The following is a 25,367-nucleotide window of genomic DNA, read 5'->3' as shown; positions in this document are numbered from 1 at the left end:
TTATTTGTAAAATTATAATAAAATCTATTTTGTTTTGGGCCTTAGTTATGATAAAATATAAGTGAAGAAATATTTAAAAAAATCATAAAGACAAGGATTTAAGCTCTAATTCTTCAAAAATTTTGGAGAAAATAGATGGATTTATGCCTAGGGATGTTCGTAAATCTGGTATTTGCGAGGGTCCCTAGCTTTGTCTTGCAAAAAACACTTAGGCAAAGGCTAATAAAAAAGCTATAAAATTTACTAGGATACCAAGCTAATGAGTCAGGCGGAAAATGTTGAAATAAACGCTTTTTGCTTGAATTTGCGACCCGAAAATTATATAATAAGTGTAAGAAAATATGATTTGAAATATAAATTTTTATATATAGAGGCAAAAGGAGTATTTTTGTGAAAAAGCTCAAAGAGAAATTTATTAGAAATTATTATTATAGACCAGAAGTCTTATCAAGGAAGGGAGGGTTTTATGAAAGGTAAACTTAGCATATTTGCTAGAAAAACCTTCGCCCTAGTCATAGCCATGTCCATGTCATTTCCGACAGGGGTCATAGCAGCAGGCGAAGAAACGAAGACCTATGACCAGGCCACATCCATAATGGGCCTGAATGAAAAACCAAAAGAAGACAGTCACCAAACAAGACAAGCTGATAACACAGACAAGCTAGAAACTGATGCCTACATAATGGAAGCAAGGGCAAGCTTAGATCAGGACCTAGAAAAGATATCCTACCAGGTCGCAATCTCAAACAAGCACAAAGAGACAAGTGATAAGGACCTAAGCCTAAAATTCACCCCAAATCCAAACTCAAACATCACAGACATCAAAATCAAATCGGCCAAGGCCAAGATAGAAAATAAGCTAGCTGATATTGACATCAAAGAAAGTCTAAACAAGACAGAAATCCCAAGCCTACTTGCAGAAACTAAGTCCTATGATGAAATAATCATGGAAGTGGAAGCAAATGTTAGAAAGGCAAAAGATGCCAGGACCTATGAGACCTTAATCGGCCTAGACGATGGAGAAAACAAGCTAGACTTAAACTACAGGCTCATCACAAACAAAGAGACTGTAAGGGAAGAAAATCAAGAAAAAGAAATCATAAGCCTAGATTTAAACAAAGACCCTAGCCAAAACCTCAGGGGAGAAATCAAATCTGGCGAATTCTTAAGCTTCTTGCAAAGCACAGATGCCCTAGTATGGACAGACTACCTAGTAAATACCAAGGCTGAATCTGAAAATATGACCTATGACCTAAAGCTAGATGACAAGCAAGATACTAAGGATAGCAAAATCACCCTAGACTACTTTGAAAACACCAAAGAAGGATTCATCTTAAAAAAGGAATTCTCACAGGCAATAGACTTTGCAGATAAGATAGAATTTGAAATCCCAGCAGGCTACATAGCCAAGCTAAGCCTAACAACAAGGGTAGATAAGAAAAATACAAAAACAAAATCCTATAGGCTAAATAATAGGGAAGTTAAAAACCCTATATATATAGAAGGAAATAAAGAATCTTCTGAAAGTGATGACGAAGAAGGTGGGGAAGATGACCACCACGCCGAAATCAAGCCTGAGGAAAATAAGCAAACTGAGGATAAGCTAAATAAAGAAGAACAAAAGCCAATAGAAAAAGAAAAACCAGCTGATAAGCCAACAGAGATAAAAGAAGAGCCAGCTGATAAGCCAGCAGAGAAAAAAGCAGAGAGCAAAGAAGAAAAACAAACAGACACACAAATAACAGCCAAAGACTCAACTGGCAAAGACATCCCAGTAATAGAAAAAGAAAGCAAAGAAGAAAATAAAGAACAAAAAGAAGAAGGCAAAGAAGAAGAAAAAGAAGAAATTTCAGCCCTAGCCCTAAATAAGGACAGCCTAATCACAAGATTGGCAGGAGAGGGCAAGTTAAGTGCAGACCTAGAAAAGGCCATAGAAGACTTAGCAGAAGATTTAGATGCCTACAACCAAGGCAAAATCTCAGATAGGGAGCTAAAAGACTTCACCAAGGCCCTAGGACATAGATATAATATCGAAAAATCTGACCTAAGGACCTACCTAGAGTCAATCCTATCTGGACTAAATAAAGAGAAAAATAAGGCAGCTAACCTAAACTACGATGAAATAATCGCCTATGCCTACCCAGAAAAGAAAGACAATACCCAGGCAGATGAAAATAAAAAGACTGAAGAAAAAGCAGAAGAAAAAACTGAAGAAAAAACAGAAGCAAAACTAGAAGAGAAAAAAGATCAAACAAAAACAGAGCCAAAAGCAAATCCTACAGAAGATAAAACTTCAGTCAAAAAAGAAGATACAAAGCCAGCAGAGGCTAGCAAAGCAGTAGAGGCCTACAAAGAAGACCTAGCCAAGCTAAAAGAAGCTGCAAAAAAAGAAGAAAAGAAGGGCGGCCTAATCGAAGGCATCAAGGGCCTATTCGGCCAAAGCGACCTAGCCAAGGCAGATAAGGAATTAAAGGCGGCACTCGCCAATGACAAAAACGGCATAGAAGAAATCCAAAATCTCCTAAATAGCTTTGAGAAAAAATACAAACTCTCAAAAGCCGACCAAGCAAGATTAATGGAAAATAACAACGCCGCCATAGAAGCCCTAGTAGAAAAAGATAGAAACAATAACTTCAGACCACATATCTTTAAAGATACAGACTCACCTAAACTTAACCTAGATGGCAAAAAATTCCATATTCTAACTAGATTTGATACATCAAATGCGACTGGACCAATCCAACCCGGACAATTCTTTAATATTATCTTAGACAAGGCGCTTACAGTAAAACCGGGAACTAAGCTTGAGCCTATCAAGTATAAGGGAGAGGTTATAGCAGAGCCAAAATACAACTCTAAAGACAATATCATTGAATACAAGATAGTTAAGGAAATTAAAGAAAATACCCAATTCCCACTAAATATACCTGTAGACTACAATCCAGCTAATGTAGAACTTGATAAAGATGGGACCTTTACAGTTATAAACAAGGTATCAGGTCTGGGACTAATTGATCCACCAAAAGACCTTCTTCCACAAAAGGTAGATGTAAATGGTAACCCAGCAGGATCAATCATAGAGCCAGGCAGGAAAGATGTAACCCAAATCATCGAAGCTGCTGACTCAAACTACAAGATGGACATGGATGCATTTGCAAACCCAGTTATCAAAGATGGAGAGCTTCAAGGTTACAACTGGACTGTAAAAATATCATCAGATACTGACCTAAGTGAATTAGGCTTTAATGCAAACTTCACAGCAGTAAAGGGATCTGGTCTTGGAGAAATCTCAAGCAGAGATTCTAAAGTAACTTTAACAGATAACCCAATTAAGGGTAAATTTGGTATCCACGATTCCAAACACCATGCTCCAGAAAAAGGAGCTAGAGAAATAACCTACAATCTCTACACACCAGTCCAAGGTATGCAAGAAAAGTACATGATGGATATATCTGTCGTTCTTACCAAGAAGAAAGACAAAGCCGGCAATATGAAAGTAGGTGCAAAAAGATTTGTAGTAGATGGTTGGCCACATGACAAGGTCAAAGAAGCCACACCAACAAGAGCAGGCATCAACAACAGAACAACAATACTCGGAAAGTTCGCCTCAGAAACTAGTGCAGAATGGACAGTAACAGATGGGGTATCAACTGGTGATGAAGGTACAGACGAAAATCCTACAAAACTTCCTTGGGAAACAAGAAAATTAAGTGGAAATCAAACTATAACTTCTGTAAAAAGAGCTGTTTACCATATTGGTACAGATGGAAAGATGGCCGTTGATCAGGAAGAGAAAGAATTAAATAAAAAAGAAATACCAGGAGCAGGAACAAACCCAAGTACTAATCAGGCAGTTGGTAATATAGCAGTCTATGAGATAAAAACATCTATTAACCAGCCAGAAGACAAAAACCCACAAACCCTAGCTGGAGTAGCAATCTCCAAATACCAAGATGTAAATGTAGAACAAAACTGGAACCTAGGCAAAGATCTAACAATGCCAGCCATGACTCTAAAGGCAGTAGATTCTAAGAACGAAGATGATGTTCTAGGTCAAACTACAACTACTGAGTCAAAGGCAAACCCAGACCCAGCTAGTAGACGAGTAACCATACCAAATGTAAAAGTATGGAATATTCAAGGTGAGGGTAAGTTTTCTAAAAATGACCTAAAAATCAAACAAGACTTCCCTACAACGAACACTGATGCTAGTGGCAACCCAATAAATTATTATGAAAATAATAATTTTTATGACTTTAACAAAAAGGGATACTACATCCACAACAAGGCAACAGTCCAAAAATTACCAAAATTTGCAAACTTCACCCTTATTAAAAAAGATGAAGAAGGAGGTCCTCTACAAGGAGCATCCTTTAAGCTTCTAGGTCAGGGTGAGGCACAAGTTGTTACAGATAAGGAAGGTAAGGCACAATTTTCAAACATAGCCCCTGGAACCTACACCCTTATGGAAACCAAGGCTCCAAAAGGCTACAAGCTAAACCAAGAAAGAACTACTGTAAGCGTAGATGATGATGGAAGAATATCTACAAGTGGTTCTAGTGCAAAATTATCAGTAGGAACCAATCCTACAGTAACAGTAGCAGATCCAAACTACCCTGACTACATGAATGCCATGCAATATGCTACAAAAGATGAAAAGGGCAATGTCACAACCTATATCTTCCTAAAAGCTAATGAAGCAAGATCTGGTGGATCTACAAATAAGGACACCAGAATCAGCCTAAGGGTAAATGGTGGACAAATAGAAAACCCAGATGACGTACAGGTCTATGACGTAAACCCTGACTATTATAGGGATTCTGTAAGAAAAGCCATGACTCAACAGACGGTTAATCAAGACCTTATAAATCTGCTTGGACCAAGTGTCCTAAACGCCCCTAATAACAATAGAGTAATCAGGGGCACCCCAAATCATCCAGATCCTTATACAAAACAACCTGGTTATGAAATAACCTTACCTAAGGAAAGATTTGCGAGAGATTGGGGATTCCTGGTTGTAGCAAAATCAAAACCTTTAAATGGCGGCACAAATACCCTAAGCTATGACTGGTTCACTAGTGAAAATACAGGAGGTGAAGCCAAACTTCAAAACCAAACTGTTAACCCAACATCAATAGCAGAGGCTTCAAAGGGGACAACTATAACAGTAACAAACGAAGCCTTTGAAACTCGTCCAGTAGAAATAAGAAAAATTGACAAAAACGAAAAACCTGTAGTCGGAGCAACCTTTGAAATAAGAGATGAAAACGACGAGGTGATTTCTACAGTAACGTCACAGCCAGCTGATGAGAAAGGCCAAAATGCTGGTCTTGCATCCTTCGGAAAACTTCCAGAAGGAAAATATACCATAGAAGAAATCGCAGCCCCAGAAGGCTATGTTAAATCAGATGTAATATTCGAGGTGACAGTAGATGATTCTAAGCAAGTAACCTACAAGCCTAAATTTAAAGATGGGCAAGGATCACCTGTAAATGGTGAGGACTACTTGATAACAGACGAAGAGCAAGCCCAAGAAGAAGCTACTGCTAAGATCAAAAATGTAAGTCAATCTTTAGTAATAAACGAAGGTGACTCAGGAGATATAGGTGTTAGACCACAAGTATGGGAAGCCTATAGGCTTGAATCATTGAAGTACAACGCTACTATAGACCTTGACCAATCTTCACCAGGCCAAAGATTTTCTATCCAATTTGATAGAAACCTAGACTTCACCCAATACTTTGGAGAATTTCCAAAGCTAAATATTGGTGGAGTAGATGTAGCAGATCCATACTTTGACTACACAACCAACAAATTGACTTATGTATTTAACGACAATTCAATAGGTGGAAATACACAGGCAAAAATAGAACTTAAGGGTATTATCCCATCCAAATACTTTGCCCAAAATGACGGGACTTATAATTTTACAGTTACAGTCGCACCGGGCCAAAAAGGAATTACTGGTCAACAAACCATTAATACTGATGTAGTAGCAGACTACGAGCAATACGACTACGATGGTAAAAACGTCCAAGTACCACAATCATACTACTTTAGAGATGTATACAAGGGCGAAGATGGCAAATGGTATGTAGCAGTACTCGCCTACTACAATCCGGTTCATGTTAGAACAACAGGCCAAAAAGAGCTTAAGTTCAACTGGTTATCAACCAACTACCAGGGAGCAACTAAAAACTTCTTTACTTGGGAGGGTAATGGTAACAAACCAGCTTTCTCCCTAAGAGATGTTAAGATTTATCGTACTTCACCAAATATGGGCTTGATACATGCAGGAAATTTTGATAAAAAAGTCAACTACAATATGCCCCTATCCTACGGTGTAAGGCCAAGCCAAGACCCTGCTAAGTACAACTTGGTATATTCAAAGGCAATTGACCCAAGATATCCTGTAAATAATGATAGACAAGGATCAATTACCCTTAACTACGACCCAGGTCAAATTCAAGACTTTGGTGTCATCACAAAAAATGCACCACTAAAAATTAAGATGCCAGCAATTGACAATAGGAGTAAGGACGGATATATCATAGAGCAGACCTTCAAGATTGATGACTTATATAGCTTCAACAACCTATGGAGAGTCTTCTGTATGACAAACAATGATTTTAAATCATCCTTCATCACCAGAGCCAACTACAACAAGGCAACAGGTGACCAGGCAGGCGGCGAGCTACCTAAATTCTTCAGCCAAAAGGTAGCCCTATTAAATAAAAAATATGTACCAGGCTCATTTAAGATCAAAAAACTTGATGAATCTGATAGGAGCAAAACTCTACAAGGAGCATCCTTTAGCCTAACAGATAAGGATAATAATGTTATTTATAGGACATCAGGTCAAGATGGTATAGCCCAATTTTCTAACCTAAAACCAGGTATCTATACTCTTAAGGAAGAAAAGGCTCCAGATGAGCATATTAAGTCAGACAAGACATGGAGAGTAAACGTCGGTATAGATGGTGTTGTAACTATAATTGAAATAGGTCTTGGAGCAACAGGGGAATCCCTAGTTGGAAAAGATACTATAGAACTTCCAGTTACAAACAAACCAGTCGCTACAGAATTTAAAGTTTATAAGAAAGACAATGAAAATGTCCCACTCCAAGGAGCTAAGTTTAAGATTACTACAACTGACGGAAAACAGGTTATTACCACAGGCGAATCTGATAAAAATGGTATAGTTTCATTTGATAAAAAGCTTGAAAACGGAACTTATCTATTAGAAGAAGAAGCTGCCCCAGCTGGTTTCAAAAAACTTGACAAGAAATGGGTAATAGAAATCTCTAACAATAAGGCTAGAGTCTATAACTATATAAAGGGTCCAGAAACAGGAACTGACCCTAAGGTAAACAAGTCCATCCTGGGAGTAGAAGGAACCAAGTGGGTAAATGTATCAAAAAGACCTACTGATGGCTGGAACCTAGGAGATAACAGACAGTCAGGTTACTACAACAACTATCCTATTCCATTCAAACTAGGTACAAGAATTGTAGGTAAAAATACCAAGGACCCTAACAATAAATATGTAATCCAAAGATATGTAATAAACCCAGAAGCTGATTCTCTAACCCTTAACAATGCATCAATCCACAGAGAAAAACCATGGTTTACCAACATGGATTGGTATGCTGGAAATGGGTCTTACAAGATTTTTGAACTTGATAAGGCAGTAGATGGAAATGTAGAAGATATCAGACTTGAAAACTACAGTTTGACAGATATCACAAGTCAAATTAAGACAGAGAGAAAACTCATATCAGGTGATAACAGACTATACCTAGACTTCAAAGACAGACAAATTACAAAACCTATAGTAATAGATGTCAAAATACCTTACACATCAGAAGACGGTGGAGTAGGTACAGGTATGGACCTTCAAACAAACAAGGGTCTATTCTGGAAGTCTGACTACTATAGAAGAGCCGACCGCATCGTGGAAGGAGACCCTGTAGTAACCAAAGGTGAAGGGGGAAATATCAAGGGAGCCTATATATCAGAAGGATCACTTGATGTTAACAACGAAAAAATCGTCCAAGAATTCTCCTTCAAAAAGGTAGACGACGGTGGCAACCAAACAGATGCTATATCAGGTGCAACCTTTAGCCTAAAGGGACCTAAGAAGTCTGACCAAGATCCAGGCAAGGAAGTTTGGAAGAAATCTGGCAAAGACGGTATGGTCAAATTCGACAACCTTACCCCAGGTATCTACCACCTAACAGAGTCTGGAGCCCCACAAGGTTACGAGAAATCCAACACCGATTGGACAGTAACAGTAACCAAAGATGGAAAAATCTATATCAAGGATAATCACCCAGGTTCTACAGTCCCAGACCAAGGAGCAACTTGGCAAAAGGTAAAAGCTGGTACAAGTGGAACTAAAAAAGGATGGTCAAAATTTGGAGACAATATTCCTTATACCAATAGACTTGATACAAGGATTACAGAAGTAAATAAGAAGGAAAATAAGTTTAGGCAAGTTTATATAATAAATAAAGGTCCTGAAAAACTTCTTAACCCTTACTTTGAAATCCACTCTCAAGAGGAAAATAGACCACTAAACTTATCTAACACAGAAATAATATCCTTAGTTAAAGTTGGAAGTGCATCAACACCTGAAAACTTGATAAATCAAGGTGAAAAAGTCGACTACGACACACAAGTCTATGTTAAAAAAAATAATCAAGAGAGAATCAAGATTACGCCTAAAGGACTTCCTGATTATGCAGAACAAACTCTAGCTCTTACAATAGAGTCAAGTCTTGGAAATTCTGGTAATATAGGTACAGGAATAGATTTTGTAAACTATAATGGTTCTAATCAATACTGGATGACTGAATTCTATGAAGACTTTAGTAAGATTCAATTAGAAGAAGCCACATCTAGGTCTGCTAATAAAAACACCAGAACCTATGTAGGCGATAGGGATGCTTCAGGAAGAGATACAGTAATGTATGCAAATCCTACATCAAAACCAGTCCTATATTCAAACTCTGGACTAATGGAAAGATTCCTTGGCCATAGCCTACTAAACTCACCAACCCCACCAACAGACCTAAACTCCACTATGAACTTTAGGGCAAGAAGTATAAACACCTTCGCAGATGGCCTTGGAATAGGTGATGAAATAGTAGGACCAGCTTTAAGAGCAGATGGCTGGGAAAAAGTAGATCCTAACAGATCTAGAAATAAAACTACAAGCTCTACTGGTTCTAATAACAAGACAAAGATAACTGAGATAAACAAGTCAGAAGGTAAATATAGACAGATTTTCTTAGTAAATGCGTCAGGTGAAGCTTCTTCAACTACTTCGAAGTTTGATTTCCACGCAGAGCCACTTAAGAGAAGTATTTATGCAAAACAATATTATAGTAATCCACCTAATATTAAAGTTTTAAGCATAAGGCCAGTAGAAAGCACATCTACCATAGACAATATTAAATATATTGGAACAGAAACCCTGGGCATTAAAGATGAAGGAATGACTGATGCTGGACAATATAAAAGATATAACTTCAGACTAGCTAAGAATGAAAGAAGACCTTTTGTAATAGAAGTAGAATACGACTATCCTAAGTCTGGCGAAATAGGATTAGGTCTGGATTACTTTACCAATGCTAGATTTGAAAGCACGAAAACTTGGGCAGCTGAAAAATATGGCAGTGTAAATGATATCAATTACAAAACAGTAGGTCCAAAGACAGAAGTTAAGGAAGAAGAAGTAAGAACAACCCTTCCAATTCCTAAAGATCCAGAACGTAGACCAAACGCCAATATGAAAAAAGGCGAAGAAAAAGAAGTTTTTGCGGGTCAAGAAGGTTATCAAATTGATATCTACAAGGTAACTTATATTGATGGAGTAAAACAACCAAATCCAGAATATGTAAGAACCAAAGAAAAAGTTGATCCTAAACCAAGAGTTATAGAATATGGTACAAAGGATACGACTTCTCAAACTTATTCAGTTTGGACAAATAGTACAAAATTAAGTGCTAGTCCAAATGAAAATGTATCAGCAGGTACACCAGTTACAGTTAAAGTAACCCCAGGGCCTAATGAAGAGTTAGATACCTTAACCTATAGTGATGGTAAAAAGACTGTAGACATAGATAAAGACACAAAAACATTTACAATGCCAGCATCAAATGTAACAGTAAATGCTACATTTAAGGCAAAACAAAAATACTGGATTGGTATCAATGGAGACACAAGATGGGATGTCACATTAGACCCTCCATATCAAGCTAGTAAACAAGCTAGCAAAGGAGACATAGTTACATTTACTGCTACACCTACACCAGGAAACAAAATAACGGAAGTAACTGTGAAAAAATCTCAAGGTGGAGACGTTCTATCTGGGGTTGAGTATGACCCTGTAACTGGTAAGGGTTCATTCATAATGCCAGATTATTCAGTTACTATAGCTGGTACAATTGTAACAATACCTCAAGGAGAAAGAACAGCGTCTGAAGACAGAACTGAAATTCTTAAAAAAGAAACTAAGGTTACAATCGATCCAAATCTTGCACCAGGCGAAAGAAAAGTAGACAAGCCAGGTTCTGATGGAGAGGTAAAAATAAGGTATACTGCAACTTATAATATTAAAAAAGCTGGTCTACAAGAAGCAACAGCTCCAGCAGACTGGCCACAAGATGTTGTTCTGGCTCTTCAAAATAAAAAGGAAAGTAACGAAATAATTACTGCCTATAACAAGGTAGAATTATCAAGAACTGAACCAGTTGCAGAAGAAGTTCGTGTAGGAAAATCTGATGACCCAATTGATAAGTTTGTCCCAACAGAAGAAGATAAGCTAATCAAAAATGGAGAAACTCAAGAACTTGTTAAGATTACCAATAAAAAAGCTGGTATTACTCTTAAGATTCTAAAGAGATTTCCAGGTGGTGAAATTCTTCCAGGTGCTAAATTCACACTTCATAAGATGACTGATAGTACCTATTCAAAAGAAGATACAGGATTTGGAGAACTAACAGCAAGTTCTAAAGAAAACGGTGATGTAATATTCACGGATCAAGGTGGAAATGAAGTTAAACTTCAAAAAGGTTACTACGTTCTAAGAGAAATAAAAGCTCCAACAGGTTATAAGAAAAGTACAGCTGATTGGAAGATTGAGGTCAAGGATAATGGCGGTAGGATGTATGCCGAATACCAAGGACCAGAAGCAAGTCCATCAAGCTTTATAAATGATAATACGAAGTCAAATGCAGGATATTCAGCTGATAATGCTGGTATCAAGTATAAGTCAAGGCTCACCTATATAGATCCAGAATCTAAGACCTATATCCAAAGAATCTATATAGATACAAGAGCCTACTCTGGAACGACTCCTCTAAACCTTCAAATCACACCGAAGTATAAGAGAGAAGAGATTGATACTCCAGGAGCTCCACCAAAAACTATTAAAGATGGTGTAAAGACTGCTTACTTCACAGCTTATAAATTATCAAATCCAGAAGATTTCAGTAATATGAATGACCCTAAACTTGATAAGATTATAAGAACTTACGACCTTGCAAATGATAATATGTCTATGATAAAGACAGCTAGGTGGAGACCATTTGACTGGGGCTTTGACGAAGATCAACTAAACCTAGACAAGGGTGTCTATATAGTAGACGTAGAAGGCTTCTATGATGATGTTATAATCACAGGCAAGTCTGACAAGGATGATAAGTATGATATCCCACAAAAAGACTTAGGTAAGATTGACCTTCACGTAGACTTCTACAGTGGAGAAAGACAATTTAAGCAATTAGTATTTGATAAAGAGCAAAATAAATTTGTTTATAAAGCCTTTAAGGGTGCATCCTACCAAGGCGGTGCCGAAGCTCTTAGACAAAGGTATGAAGATAAACTCGTCGCAGCTGGTTACTCAAAAGAAAATGCTAAGAAAATAGCAGATGAGTGGGCAGGCAAAAAAGATGAGGGAGCAAAATATGCTAATTTCGTTGGCAAAGAAGTTGAATTAAAAGGTAATAAGTACAAGACTGGTTATATAGATCCAGCAATCGGAAATCCAACTGTCCATGCCGACACATCTGTCAATCTTAACCCACTTTATAACTCAAAGAGCCACCAAGAAATACCAAGGGAAGGTCTTGAGTTTATAAATGAAGAAGAAACCTTCAATATTACCTTCTCAAAACACGGACGTAAGGATTCAAAAGACGACGTAAACAGCGAAAAGGTAACAAAGAACAGGCTAGAAGGTGCAGTCTTCAGACTAGAGGTACGTGGTCCAGGTGGTCAATATGAACCAATGCCAGGTACAACTGTAGCATCAGCCTTCAACGGTTACTTCGGATTTAGGGGACTAAAACCAGGCCGTTATAGACTAATGGAAGTAAAGGCTCCAGAAGGCTACAAGCCAATCAAAGACCCTGTACTTCACTTCACAGTTGCCTATGAAAAACCAAAAACGAATGTACAAACTGGTGAAATTACACCAGGAAGAGGTGTTGTAACCCTCGAGTATAACGAAGGTAATGGTATCTTTGAATACGCACCAGATAAAAAAGGTCCTGATGGAAAACCAATCACACCAGAAGATGGTAAGCTAGTTGACTATGTAACAAGTGCTACTGCCAAGAACATGGGTAAGATTATCAACGAAGTTCCAGGAAAAGGTAAGGTAACCCTTACTAAGTACGATGACGATAAACACCTACTTCCAGGCGCAGAGTTTAAGCTAACTAGAATTAGTAGACATATAACAGATGAAGATCAAAATAAAAATGACGGAGTTTATACAAAAACTGTAGGTCAAGATGGAAAAATCGTCTTTGACGAACTTCCAATCGGCCAATACGAACTAGAAGAGACCAAGGCTCCAAAAGGCTACCAAAACAAGGGTAAAAAATGGAGATTCACAGTCGGTGGTGTTGGACTAGACCCATACATCAATGACAGTGATGTCGGAGATAGAGATATTTCTAAGAGTATAGAAATGACATCAAAAATGTCAGTTCTAAGACCTGATGGAAATGATGGAACAGAAAATGAAGGAAATTCAAAGATTCACCCACACAAGGGTCATGCATTATCCTTCGATAATACTTTCAAGATAAAGGATGACACAGCAATAAAAGCTGGCGACTACTTTACAATTAAGTTAACAGACAACATCGACCTTGAAGGAATAATGAAAGAAAAATCTCAAAACCTAGACTTATTCGCAGATGGAGTCGGTACAATAGCCAAGGCTAAGTATGATAAGGAAGCGGGAACCCTAACCTATGTCTTCACATCATACGCCGACCAATACAACAAGACTGATTTTGCTAATACCATCACAGCCCATATCAACCTTTATAAGGTCAAAAATTCGACTAAAAACGTACAAGTTGGAATGGGAATAAGATCATATGATACAGAAAATAAAAATTATATTTCTGATATTAAATATAATAATATTGATGTAGACTATGACCTTAATATGGCAGAAATCTATGGCCTAAATATGACATCAAAGATAGTAAGCTTTGATAGGGAAAGCGGAGAATTTGTTCAATACTTCTATATCAATAGGGATATGAAAAGTTCATCTGACCCTGTAACATTTAGGTACAAGCCAAGTGAAGATGTCAAAAACCTAAGGGTAGATGTTATAAACCTAAAACAAAATGGTTATAACTATTATAATTACAACACTTTTAAGAGAGATACAATTCAAGATTTTGTAAATCAAGACATGCCAAAATCATTTGGTGTGGATGAATCAAGTAATAACCTCAACTGGCACAGCTGGTATGGTTATTACCAACCAAAGGCTGATGAAAATGTAGATATAACCCTAGGACCATATAGCGAGTATGACTCCTTTATCTTAAAGGTAACAGGCCAGGTAGATAAGAAGGATATCGCATCTTACGATACCTACGCAAAACTATTTAATAAAGTTTACACTTACGATTATTATGGCAATGTTAAAAATGTATATGAACAACCATATGTAGAAAGAACAAATGGAGTTCGTATCTTTGAAAACAAGACCTCAGCAAGTGCTAAGCTTGAAATAGATGCAATCAACCCTAAGAATGAAATAAACTTCAAGAAGATAGACCAAGATGGTAAGATTCTACAAGGAGCTAAGTTCAAACTCGAAAGGTATTACGAAAACACCCAAGATGGTAAAAACTGGGTAGTGGTCCAAGGTTCAGAAAAAACTTCTGACAAGGACGGCCTAGTTAAGTATGAAAAACTAGAAGCTGGTAAATATGCCCTAATAGAAACCGAAGCCCCAGAAGGATACGGAAAGATAGAAGGCCATATAGTAGAATTTACCGTTGGTGAAGATGGAGTAATTACAAGACAAGTTGTCAAGGAAAAACCAGTAGAAAAGCCACAATCATTAATAGCATCGATAGGAGCTATGCTAAGCTCGACAGGAGATGCGAATACTGAAACAGTAACAGAACCTGTAAGTGTAGAACCAATTGATGTTGTAAACTACAAGGAAATCGAGTTTGAAAAAGTCGATGCCAATGATAATTCTAAGAAGCTTGAGGGTGCTGAATTTGAAGTTCATTACAAAGAAAAGGATACTGATAAAGATTACTCACCTCTTAAAGTTAAGAAGACTGTAAAAGGCGAGGAACAAGAAGTTATCATGACAGTCAAATCTGGCAAAGATGGTAAGTTCAGACTTCCTATCTCCAAAGACGGCTACTACGCCCTTGTAGAAACCAAGGCGCCAGGTGGTTATACCAAGGTACCAGGCAAGATTAGAGAATTTAAGCTAGAAAATGGCAAGGTCCAAACTTATGAAAAAGACCCAATAAAGGCAAGTCATAAGTCAAGTGATAAGGGACAAATCTCAAGCGAGATTATTTCCTATGACAAGGATAAGAAGACATTCAGACAAAGGATAATTATTAACCCTAACCACAAAGAAATTACTATTCCATCTTATCAGTCATATATCCGTATCAAGGAAAATGACTGGAAGATTACACCTAAGTATGGTGCAACACATAAAGATGGTATTGGTGGATTAGTCAATGTAGCTATTCTTAAAAAGAATCCGGACGCTAATAAAGGCGAAAAGAAATCTATAGCTGAATTAGAAACAAAAGACTACAGGGAAGTTGACGCTGTTAGCTTTACAACTGCCGGTAATATCACAGGTTCAAGATATGGACTAAAGGATATGCTTGGTGAAACATCTACTACAGATGAGCCTCTTACAACAACAGATGCAATTGTAATGGAATTTTCTGGTAAGTTAGATGATAACAACAATACAGGTGCAGCAGACCAGCTATTTGAATTAATCTTTGATTCAGCAGTAGAGGATAATGTTAATGATAAGCTAAATGTCAAGGCTCTAGCAGAAAATAAACCAATCTATGCAGACCATGATACAAAAGCTCCAATCCAGGTAGAAAATAAAAAGGCAGAATACCCATTCACAAAGAGTGTGGGAACAGCAATATTTACAGCTATAGGATTGTTCTTCATGGTACTAGCCGGATATTACTACTCTAGGAAGAAAAACAAAAGATTAGAAATTGGAAACAATTGATAGTCTGAAATAAAAAAATATTTTTACTGACTCCAGTCTGGTTAAGGCCAGATGGGGTCATTTTTTTGTTGGGCTGATTAATTGGAAGATTTAAATTTATCTGGCCAGTATTTATAGGATTCCCCTCACTAGGCTCGTCTGAATGATGGGACTCTCCCACCCCGAACGAACTTTGTGAGGAGGGGTCTCATAGTTCTTTATAAATAGGGATGAGTACCTACATCGGGCCATGTAAGTACTTAATTTCAATAGACCAATCACCGATGTACTCACAGACCCCTCAATATAAAGAACCATGAGATTTCTCGCAAAGCTCGAAATGAGAGGGGTACTTTCGCCATATGTGATTTTAATTCCTTAAGTGTAATACAACACTCACAAAACTATTAGGAATTTAACAAACCACGGACCCAATACCCCTATGAATCAAACGAACTCCCACCCCGACAGAGCAACAGCGACGAGGGGTCTCATGGTTCATTATAAATAGCGATTAGTATCTACATCGGGCCATGTCCGTACTTAGTTTCTATAGACCAATCACCGATGTATTCACAGAACCCTAAATATACGAAACCATGAGATTTCTCGCAAAGCTCGAAATGGGAGCTGGTGCTGGTCACTTATTTTTTCTTGAAATAGAAACGGAATATTGTATTTATAATAATTTTAGGAATCATCAAAATTTGAAAATAAACTTCCCCTTATCATATAAATATAATATAATAAAAGAAAAGGAGTTTAATATCATGTACTACGTCTATATCCTAATAAACAAAGACAATTACAGAACCTATGTCGGTCATACCCACGACCTAGCAAAAAGAGTCTGGGAACATAAAAATCACGTGGATCCAAATTCATATACAGCAAAATATAATATTACAAAATTAGTATATTACGAATACGGAGAAGACTTCTATGCCACTAGGTCCAGGGAAGATCAGATAAAGGACTATAGGCGTGAGAAGAAATTTGCCCTTATAGAATCCCAGAACCCTTATTTTAGGGAATTATATTATGATTTGTTTTGAGTCTTAAAAGGGGAGGAGTCGCATGGATTTGCCAGTGCGTCGGGCCATGTAAGTACTTCATTAAGTATAAACAGATCACCTATGTAAGTACAGAGCCCTAGATAAAAAGAACCATGAGATTTCTCACATACGTTCGAAATGGGAGGGGTGCTGGCGCCACAGGTGATTTTAATTCCTTAAGTATAATACTACCCTCACAAAACTCTTAAGAATTTAACCTACCACGGACCCAATACCCCTACGGAAAATACACCACCCACCTCGACAAAGCGTAGCGCCGAGAGGTCTCATGGTTTATTTTATAGAGGGATTAGTATCTACATCGGGCCATGTAAGTACTTCATTTCTATAGACCAATCATCGATGTAAGCACAGAACCTATGATAAAAAGAACCAAGAGATTTCTCACATACGTTCGAAATGGGAGTTGATGCCTATTACTCAATCTTTCCCAGGAGATATATGAATACATTCAATTAAATAGGAATTATATTGCAAAAAAACCGCCAGGATCATTTCACGCTTCCTGGCGGCTTTTAAATTTCTTATTTATTTTTCTTTACTTTTTTCAAAAATTTTTCCTTTATCTCATCGGCCCCATCGATTTTTAGGGCGAGTATTAAGGCTAGGTAAATAGCTCCTGCTAGGGCTATAGTAACCATGAGCCAGAGATTGCCTGGTCTTAGCTTGTAGAAGTAATTAGCAAATATTCCGAGAGCCCCTCCTGCGATAGATATCTTGCCTATATTTTTCATTATATATTTCATATCAAGCTTGCCAAAGTATTTGACATACATGATACTAGCAAGTCCTACTAGGACGAATTGGCTGAAGGTTGTGGCCATTGCTAGTCCCATAAGACCATATCTCATTCCTAGGACATAATCTAGGATTACATTGCAGATTAGCTGGCAGAAGGAGATTATGGTTGGGATTTTGGTGTTTTGCATGGAGAAAAATGATAGGTACAAGAGGTCTGCTATGGCTGGTCCTATCAGATAAATCGTATAGGCAAAGAGGACATCGGCTGTTCTTATCATATCCTCATAGGAGAAGGCCCCCCTCATGTAGACGAAGGAGATTATTGGCCTAGATAAGACCATAAGGCCCACTAGGGATGGGATGAAAAGGATCATAATTTTGACCATGGTCTTTGATGTTATATCTTTCATGCCCTCTAGGTCCTTATTTGCAGCTAGCCTTCCTACTATAGGATAGGCCGTGATTTGGAAGGGTACGATGAAGGTCGATGAGACTATCCTTAGGATTTTTAAGGCGTAGTTTATAACTGACACGCCTCCGTCATTGGCTACGATTGATGCAAAGGACTGGTCTACTATGGTTGATATGTAGACAGCTGCCATGGAAAAAATCGTAGGTATGGATAGGACTATGAGCCTTTTTACATCTTCTGATATTTCAAATTTGACCCTGGTTCTTTTAAAGCCTACCGCCCTTATCCTTGCTGGAAAGATTATAAATTGGAGGAAGTAGGCTAAAAATATGCCCACTGCCATTATATAAATATTTCCCTTTGATAGAGCCACTGTGATGGCTAGGATCACATTGAGGATGAGGAGGGGAAGGGCTGGGGTTATGAAGTCTCCCTTGACTTGCAAGTATGAGGAGAAGATTGCAGCATATATATTTGGGTACATGGTAAGTATTACTGCCCTCATAAAAAGGCTTGCTATCTTTAATTTGTCTCCATCATAGCCTATGGCAAAGAGCTTTACTACATATGGTGCAAAGACTAGGCCAAGGATTGTGATGACTGTGCACAAAAATAGGGAGAAATTTAAAAGGTCATTGGTAAATTCATCTCCAGCTGCCTCTCCTCTTTCCTTGCTGACCCTAGAAAAGGTCGGGATATAGGTTTTGGATAGGGCGTAGGTTATGACTGAAAATATGAGGGTGGCGGCCGTTGTAGATGTGTTGAAGGCATCTGTTATGGCGCTTGTCCCATAAAAGAAGGAGAAGATCATTTCCCTGACGAAGGAAAATAGCTTGCCCACTAGGTTTAGGACCATTAAGATTAGCGTATTATTCATATTTCCCCCTTCTTTTTTTAGCAAAAGATAGATAAGCAAATCCCTGCTTATCTATCAATCTTTGTCTTATTTTTTTCATCTAATTATCTAAGAATCTCTTCAAGAATTCCTTTGTCCTTTCGTTTTTAGGATTTTCGAAGATTTCTTTTGCACTTGCTTCTTCTAGGATGATTCCCTTATCCATAAAGAGAACCCTGTCTGATACATCTCTTGCAAAATCCATCTCGTGAGTTACTACTACCATAGTCATACCACTTTTTGCAAGACTTGTCATTACATCTAATACTTCTCCTACAGTTTCTGGGTCAAGAGCACTGGTTGGCTCATCGAAAAGTAGGATTTCTGGGCTCATACAGAGGGCACGGGCTATGGCCACTCTTTGCTGCTGACCACCTGATATCTGGCTTGGTTTGGCATTTATATACTTATCCATGCCGACAGATGCTAGGTATTTCATGGCTGTTGCCTTTGCTTGGTCTTTGTCGATTTTTAGGACCTTTTCCTGGCCAATCATGCAATTTTCAAGGATGTTTTTGTTGGCAAAGAGGTTGAAATTTTGAAATACCATGCCCACCTGGCTCCTGTACTTTCTCCTGTCAAAGGAGTGGTCGAGGATGTTAGAACCTTCATAGATGATTTCACCGCTTGTAGGCTCTTCTAGGAGGTTTAAGCACCTTAGGAGGGTAGACTTACCAGATCCTGATGAGCCGATTATTGTTACAACCTCGCCCTTGTTGACTTCTAGGTTGATATCCTTTAGGACTAGGTTGTCACCAAATTTTTTCTCTAAATTATTTACTTGAATTATTGACATTTGTTGCTCCTGTTGATGATTCTAGGATAAAGTCCCTATCGTTAAATCTTCTTTCTATTAATAGAAGAATTCTTGTAATTGTAAAGGTTAGAACTAGGTAAATTACCGCTGTTATGAGATAGGTTGGGAAGTATTGGTAGGTTGATCCTGCTACTGACTTAGACATAAAGAATAATTCTGTCACTGAGATTACGTTTAGGACTGAAGTATCCTTGATGTTTATAACAAACTCATTACCAAGTGATGGCAAGATTGTCTTGATTGTCTGTGGCAAGATTATATGGATCATAGCCTGAGAATTGCTCATGCCTATTGCCTTGCAGGCTTCAAATTGGCCAGCATTTACCGCATTGATTCCACCACGGACTACCTCTGATAGGTAGGCACCTGTGTTGATTGACACTATGAGGATGGCTGCAAACATGGTTGATAGGTCTATATCAAAATATTGTTTTAGACCGTAGAAGATGATTACAGATTGGACCATCATTGGTGTGCCCCTAAAGACTTCTACATAGATTGAAAGTAGGGCATTGATGAATTTGTGGAAATAAAAGCCGATTGGATTGGTCTTTTTATTTACATCTATCCTTCTTATGACAGCCACTACTAGGCCTATGATAAAGCCAAGTATTGTTGAAATTATAGCGATTAATAGGGTATTTACAACACCTTTTAGGAAGAGGTCCTTATATTGGCCCCAAATATCCTTCACTTCCTCAAAGAAGGTCTTGTGGACTTCTTCTGCTGTGGTAATTTTTACCATTTCGGTCATGATTTCATCTTGGACCTTGTCTATGTCTAGATCTTTGAGGTAGGCATTGACTTCTTCTGTCATTGGAGAGCCTTTGGCAAGGCCTACTGCAATTGTTGAGTCATCATCTGATGTCTTGAAGTTTTTATCATCATCAAATTTGATATAGGTTAGCTTTGGATTGGATGAAATAGCTGATTGGGCACCGGCTTCTTCTGACACATAGCCATCGAGTGTGCCGGCATTGGTTGCAGCTATCATTGTAGGGAAGGAATCCATTGGTTCTTGCTTGTCTACTCCCTCCATTTGGTCGACCACATCGGCATGGAAGGTACCAAGCTGGCCTGTAATCTTAGCTCCCTTAAAGTCATTTATAGACTTAGCATCCTTGTATTTTGAATCTTTTGGCACTACGACTACCATCTTTGCCCTATAATAAGGGAGGGAGAAGTCGATTTGCTTGCGTCTTTCATCTGTTGGGCTCATACCAGCAAGAATTGCGTCAATTTTGCCGCTGGTTAGGGCAGGGATTAGGCCGTCCCATTCGATTTTGTAAATCTCAAGCTTCTTGCCTAAGTGTTCTGCAATTTTTTCTGCAAATCTCACATCGTAGCCGTTTGCGTATTCTCCAGGCGAATTTGCTACCGGATAGCCACCATTTTCGTCATTAGTTTCTGAAAAGTTGTATGGGGCATAGTTTACCTCCATGCCAACTCTTAGCACATCTTCGCTTGCCTTAGCATTTCCTACAGGTATAAGTAGGATGGCTGCTAGCAAGGATAAGAAAAATCTCTTCATAATAAATCCTTTCATAATAATTTTTTGTACCATCAAAAAAGCCCCTATTATCCATCTTGGATAATAAGGGCGAAAATCGCGTTACCACCTTAATTTATGTATTTTTCACAAAACACACCTCTGAAAGTACAAACATACTCCTTTGCTATAACGTGCAAAACTCGTTCTTGGATCACAATCCCCAAGAAGACTCCAAGTTTTTATTCATAAAAGCATCCGATACCCCTTCCCACCATACGGGGCTCTCTTAAATCTTCCTCTCTTACTACTCGTCTTTTCAAAGTCTTTAATTTATATTACAAGCAAAAGAATAAAAGTCAAGTATAACATGGTAAAATTTCTTGGTGATAAGCTGGCTTTGATAGCAAAAGAAGACTAAAAATCTATACTATAGAAAGTGAAATAATTAACAATAGACAGCACAAGAATAAATACTTTACAAGGCAGGTAAAGACAAGCTTGTTAAGTTTAGGACTGATTATTTGCAGTAGGATGAGTGGATTTATGATACAATATATAAAAGGAGATTTTCATGGATAGACAAAAATTTGGGAGACTTATAAAAGACATAAGAAAAACAAAAGGATTAAGCCAAGAGGATGTAGACTGGCTATCTAATATAAGCAAAAAAACCCTATCAAGGCTTGAAAGAGGCGACTTCAAGGAGGCATCAATTAGCTCACTTATTGAGCTTTCAAAACTCTATGGGGAAGACATCCTAAGCATTTATATTAAAAGTGCTTACCATCCCTTTTTTTTACACCAAGAGATTCTATCAAGTCTAGATATGACGTGTAAGTTTATGGATGATAAGGACCTAGGTCTTCTTAGTAAGAAACTAGATATTGTAGAGGAATCTAGAGAATTTAAAAATAAGGAAGAAGAAATTAAATTTCTAAGGCTATTTATTGATAGACTTATAAATCCGTCTATGAGTAAAAATATTTTTAAAGATAGGTATGAAGATATATCCTTAAAAAGGACTAATAATATTTTATCAAATAGTAATTCAATGGTGGAGGATAGGATAATAATGGCCATCCTAAATGATTTTGGAGAATATAGAGGAGAGCAAGATAAAAGAGTATTTACGTCTATTATTAAGAGTGATAAAAGACCTATATTAAAATCTTTGGCCTTTTATTCTAAAACAATAGAAGATATAAAAGTTGGTTGTATTAGGGAGTCTGATATTAAAAAAATAAAACAAGTGATAAACACTATTAAATTAGATAAAGAGTTTAATATTAATGAAAATCTAGCTTTGTTTTATTACTTATTAGCCGTGGCAGAAAAAAGAATTAATGATTTAAATTACAAAAATTCCATAAAGAAATCAATCCTGTTGGCAGAATTTGTTAGTAGAAAGCAGATATATAAAAAAATTAATGGGTACAATATGAAATATATGCTTGATAAGTAACAGTATATTATATCACATATTAAGATAAATTACAAGGACACAAGTGCTATTTTAAAAATCTCTTTTCTTTTATTATAATAGACCTATAAATCGATTTATAAGTAAATGATTATAATCTGTAAATGATATGAGAAAGGATTTTAAATATGAAGAAAACGCTATCAATTCTTATCTTTGCGGTGATTTTTACAATTCAATCAATATTTTCACTACCTGTTGTTCAAGCAGCAGAAGATTTTGATGAAAACTATGGGAAAAGTGTGGAGTATGCAAAAATAGATGATGTTAATTATAGATTTAGTATAGATTCCAGTGTATCTTATAAAAAAATAGTAGTTGAGGATAGCCATGGCAATGTAGATACAATTTATAATGATTATACAGAAGGTAATATATATTTAAATCTTAATAAAATAGGTGATAGTGAGCGAATAGGATTAAATCCTAATGGGGATGAACATGATGATCTAATTACTCTTCTTGGTCTAAACAAATGGACTCGTATATCCTCATCTAGTCATTATGTAAGCTGGAAAAAAGGGACAACAGTCGCTGTTGTAGCCGCAGCTATAGCCTCTTTAACATCTGGGCTCGGGCCAGTGGGTGTCATAGCATCTATTGGTTTGTCATCCATATCAGCTTTGGCAGCATCTGCTATTGGAGGTAGATTATATGTTAGTTTGTATAATATGCGTGACAATTTAGGTAAAATGTATTATAGGTACGAATGGAGTTTTAAGGCGAGTACTGGAGAGTATTTTGGGCCCTACTATTATCTCGCCTAGGAGGTATGTATGAAGCAGATAAAAAATTTATCAAGATTTATTACTATAGTAAATATCATTATGGTCATAGCTTTAGTATTTATAATAAAGCCTTATGATCTGGGAATTGAAAATGCTAAGGATATATTTATAAAAATTCTATTGTTAATATTAATTTCATTTATTGTTATTCAATTTTTTATATATAGGCAAAAAAATAGTCTATAAGCTAAAGCCATCCCCTACAAAAAGGGGATGAGTTTTTAGTATCTTTCATAAGCTTTTAGTCAAATTCAAGCAGGTCTACTGACCTTTCATTATAAATCAACTTTTAATTAGAAAGAGAAAAAGAATATCTAAATTCCATTTTTAAGATCCCTGGTTTTCTATTTAGCATAAATTTTAAAAAAAAATCAATAAAATATAAGGAGCATATTTTTCTGTTGATATTTACATATGGTAAAGTAATTATATGAGTGTAGATGAGAGAAGATTAGAAATTATAAAAATTTTACAAAATAATAAAAAACCAATAAGTGGCAAGATTTTAGCTGATAGATTTGCTGTATCGAGGCAAATTATAGTTAAGGATATATCTATCTTAAAAGCAAGTGGTTTTGAAATAGATTCAACGAATAGGGGTTATAAATTAATTACAAGAGATAAAATCGAGTGGATAGTAAAGGTTAAGCATAAGAAGGAAGATATAAAGGATGAATTAAACACAGTTGTAGATTGTGGGGCTAATATTAAGGATGTTTTCATTAAACACGATCTTTATGGGATGATTAAAAAAGACCTATCGATAAAATCAAGAAATGGAGTAAGTCTTTTTATTAAGAACATGGACGATGCGCTTCCTCTTCTAGATCTAACAGAAGAGGTCCACTATCATACTATCGAAGCTTGCTCTATGGAAATTATTGACAAAGTACTTGTTAAACTTAAGGATAAAGGATATTTGATAGAATAATTTCCTGGTGTATATACAGATGAGATTTTTTGTGATATTATAAGTAATGAAAATATTATTTATAGAGGTATATCATGAAAGAATTTTTAAGAAAAAAGGGCATAAGTCTTAGCCCAAAAGTTTACTTTATCGATGCCCTGGGGGCCATGGCCTTTGGTCTGTTTGCTTCCCTTCTTATAGGGACTATTATCAACTCCCTTGGCAAGATTTTTGAGATTGCCTACTTTACTGAGAGAATTTGGCCATTGGCAAGCTCTGGAGCAGGAGCAGCGATCGCCACAGCCATAGCCTACAGCCTGGGTGCGCCAAAGCTTGTCTTATTTGCCAACACCATTGTCGGCATGGGAGCCTACGAGCTAGGTGGGCCTGTTGGGGTCTTTGTGGCATCAGTTATCGCTGTGGAGTCGGGTAAGCTCGTATCAAAGATGACCAAGCTTGATATAATCGTGACTCCCTTCGTGACGATTTTTGTAGGCCTTATAGTAGGTGATGCCATAGGACCTGGTGTGGCTAAGTTTATGGCCATGATTGGCGATTTTATTGTAAAAGCTACAGAACTTCAGCCATTTTTTATGGGAATTATTATTTCTGTCCTTATTGGCGTGGCCCTAACACTTCCAATATCTTCTGCTGCTATTTGCATGATGCTTTCCCTATCAGGCCTTGCCGCAGGAGCTGCTACTGTAGGCTGCTGCTGCCAGATGATTGGCTTTGCAGTTATTTCCTATAAGGATAATGGACTTGAGGGCCTTTTTGCTCAAGGGCTAGGTACTTCTATGTTTCAAGTCCCAAACACTATCAAAAACCCATGGATTTGGCTGCCACCAACCCTAGCTTCAGCTATCTTGGGCCCTGTGTCTACCCTTATCTTTAAGATGGAAAATACTCCACTTGGGGCAGGCATGGGCACAAGCGGCCTGGTTGGCCAAATAGGTACCTTCCAAGCCATGGGAGAGGCAAGTTTTTCTACTATCCTTACTAAGGTCCTTATCATCCAAATTATCCTACCAGCCATCTTGTCGCTCATATTTTATAAGATTTGCAAGAATAAAAAGCTTATCAAAGATGGGGATATGAAAATTGAATTTTAAGCACAAGCTCGGGTTATGAGACTCGGGCTTTTTCAATCCTTACAAAAATTTTAATGGAAATTAAGGCCGAATATAATATAATTACTTGTGAAGCTAATAGCTTTTT

At 37.3% G+C, this 25,367-nt stretch carries 10 protein-coding genes and 1 other annotated feature; of the genes, 7 read left to right on the top strand and 3 right to left on the bottom strand.

The window, feature by feature from the left end; translation table 11 throughout:
- The first annotated feature begins 466 nt into the window (after window positions 1–466).
- Both RRB46_RS06825 and RRB46_RS06820 read left to right on the top strand, forming a co-directional pair.
- Window positions 467–15,559: a SpaA isopeptide-forming pilin-related protein gene (locus RRB46_RS06825; RefSeq protein ID WP_311537964.1), complete on the top strand. Its 15,093-nt coding sequence runs from the start codon at window positions 467–469 to the stop codon at window positions 15,557–15,559.
- A gap of 749 nt (window positions 15,560–16,308) precedes the next feature.
- Window positions 16,309–16,593: a GIY-YIG nuclease family protein gene (locus RRB46_RS06820; protein ID WP_311537963.1), complete on the top strand. Its 285-nt coding sequence runs from the start codon at window positions 16,309–16,311 to the stop codon at window positions 16,591–16,593.
- A gap of 545 nt (window positions 16,594–17,138) precedes the next feature.
- Here the strand turns inward: RRB46_RS06820 and murJ are convergent.
- The 3 genes from murJ to RRB46_RS06805 all read right to left on the bottom strand — a co-directional run bounded on the left by murJ (window position 17,139) and on the right by RRB46_RS06805 (window position 21,010).
- The gene (gene murJ, locus RRB46_RS06815) at window positions 17,139–18,644 is read right to left on the bottom strand and encodes a murein biosynthesis integral membrane protein MurJ (RefSeq protein ID WP_311537962.1); all 1,506 of its coding nucleotides are present in this window, start codon (window positions 18,642–18,644) and stop codon (window positions 17,139–17,141) included.
- A 79-nt stretch (window positions 18,645–18,723) separates the two neighbouring features.
- Window positions 18,724–19,458 (bottom strand): amino acid ABC transporter ATP-binding protein, encoded by a 735-nt coding sequence (locus RRB46_RS06810; RefSeq protein ID WP_311537961.1) that lies wholly within the window; start codon window positions 19,456–19,458, stop codon window positions 18,724–18,726.
- Window positions 19,436–21,010: an ABC transporter substrate-binding protein/permease gene (locus RRB46_RS06805; RefSeq protein WP_311537983.1), complete on the bottom strand. Its 1,575-nt coding sequence runs from the start codon at window positions 21,008–21,010 to the stop codon at window positions 19,436–19,438. The genes RRB46_RS06810 and RRB46_RS06805 overlap by 23 nt, the downstream gene beginning before the upstream one ends.
- 62 nt (window positions 21,011–21,072) lie before the next feature.
- Window positions 21,073–21,300: a binding site (T-box leader), on the bottom strand.
- Window positions 21,301–21,542: 242 nt separating this feature from the next.
- Here RRB46_RS06805 and RRB46_RS06800 point away from each other — a divergent pair.
- From RRB46_RS06800 to RRB46_RS06780, 5 genes are all read left to right on the top strand, one after another.
- Window positions 21,543–22,433, top strand: coding sequence for a helix-turn-helix transcriptional regulator (locus tag RRB46_RS06800; RefSeq protein WP_311537960.1), 891 nt, complete (start codon window positions 21,543–21,545; stop codon window positions 22,431–22,433).
- Window positions 22,434–22,579: 146 nt separating this feature from the next.
- Window positions 22,580–23,218, top strand: coding sequence for a hypothetical protein (locus tag RRB46_RS06795; RefSeq protein ID WP_311537959.1), 639 nt, complete (start codon window positions 22,580–22,582; stop codon window positions 23,216–23,218).
- A 9-nt stretch (window positions 23,219–23,227) separates the two neighbouring features.
- Window positions 23,228–23,425 (top strand): hypothetical protein, encoded by a 198-nt coding sequence (locus RRB46_RS06790; protein ID WP_311537958.1) that lies wholly within the window; start codon window positions 23,228–23,230, stop codon window positions 23,423–23,425.
- A 244-nt stretch (window positions 23,426–23,669) separates the two neighbouring features.
- Window positions 23,670–24,170, top strand: coding sequence for a transcription repressor NadR (locus RRB46_RS06785; RefSeq protein ID WP_311537957.1), 501 nt, complete (start codon window positions 23,670–23,672; stop codon window positions 24,168–24,170).
- A 74-nt stretch (window positions 24,171–24,244) separates the two neighbouring features.
- Window positions 24,245–25,261: a PTS sugar transporter subunit IIC gene (locus RRB46_RS06780; protein WP_311537956.1), complete on the top strand. Its 1,017-nt coding sequence runs from the start codon at window positions 24,245–24,247 to the stop codon at window positions 25,259–25,261.
- The last annotated feature ends 106 nt before the right edge of the window (window positions 25,262–25,367 follow it).

Origin of the sequence: uncultured Anaerococcus sp., assembly GCF_963512375.1 — a bacterium.
Lineage (GTDB): Bacteria > Bacillota > Clostridia > Tissierellales > Peptoniphilaceae > Anaerococcus.
This window is presented reverse-complemented; position numbering and strand designations above follow the sequence as displayed.

What these genes read in the sequence shown, in the direction of transcription:
- RRB46_RS06810 (WP_311537961.1), bottom strand. Translation starts at nt 19,458, where the DNA reads ATGTCAATAATTCAAGTAAATAATTTAGAGAAAAAATTTGGTGACAAC.
- RRB46_RS06785 (WP_311537957.1), top strand. Translation starts at nt 23,670, where the DNA reads ATGAGTGTAGATGAGAGAAGATTAGAAATTATAAAAATTTTACAAAAT.
- murJ (WP_311537962.1), bottom strand. Translation starts at nt 18,644, where the DNA reads ATGAATAATACGCTAATCTTAATGGTCCTAAACCTAGTGGGCAAGCTA.
- RRB46_RS06825 (WP_311537964.1), top strand. Translation starts at nt 467, where the DNA reads ATGAAAGGTAAACTTAGCATATTTGCTAGAAAAACCTTCGCCCTAGTC.
- RRB46_RS06800 (WP_311537960.1), top strand. Translation starts at nt 21,543, where the DNA reads ATGGATAGACAAAAATTTGGGAGACTTATAAAAGACATAAGAAAAACA.
- RRB46_RS06820 (WP_311537963.1), top strand. Translation starts at nt 16,309, where the DNA reads ATGTACTACGTCTATATCCTAATAAACAAAGACAATTACAGAACCTAT.
- RRB46_RS06795 (WP_311537959.1), top strand. Translation starts at nt 22,580, where the DNA reads ATGAAGAAAACGCTATCAATTCTTATCTTTGCGGTGATTTTTACAATT.
- RRB46_RS06780 (WP_311537956.1), top strand. Translation starts at nt 24,245, where the DNA reads ATGAAAGAATTTTTAAGAAAAAAGGGCATAAGTCTTAGCCCAAAAGTT.
- RRB46_RS06790 (WP_311537958.1), top strand. Translation starts at nt 23,228, where the DNA reads ATGAAGCAGATAAAAAATTTATCAAGATTTATTACTATAGTAAATATC.
- RRB46_RS06805 (WP_311537983.1), bottom strand. Translation starts at nt 21,010, where the DNA reads ATGAAGAGATTTTTCTTATCCTTGCTAGCAGCCATCCTACTTATACCT.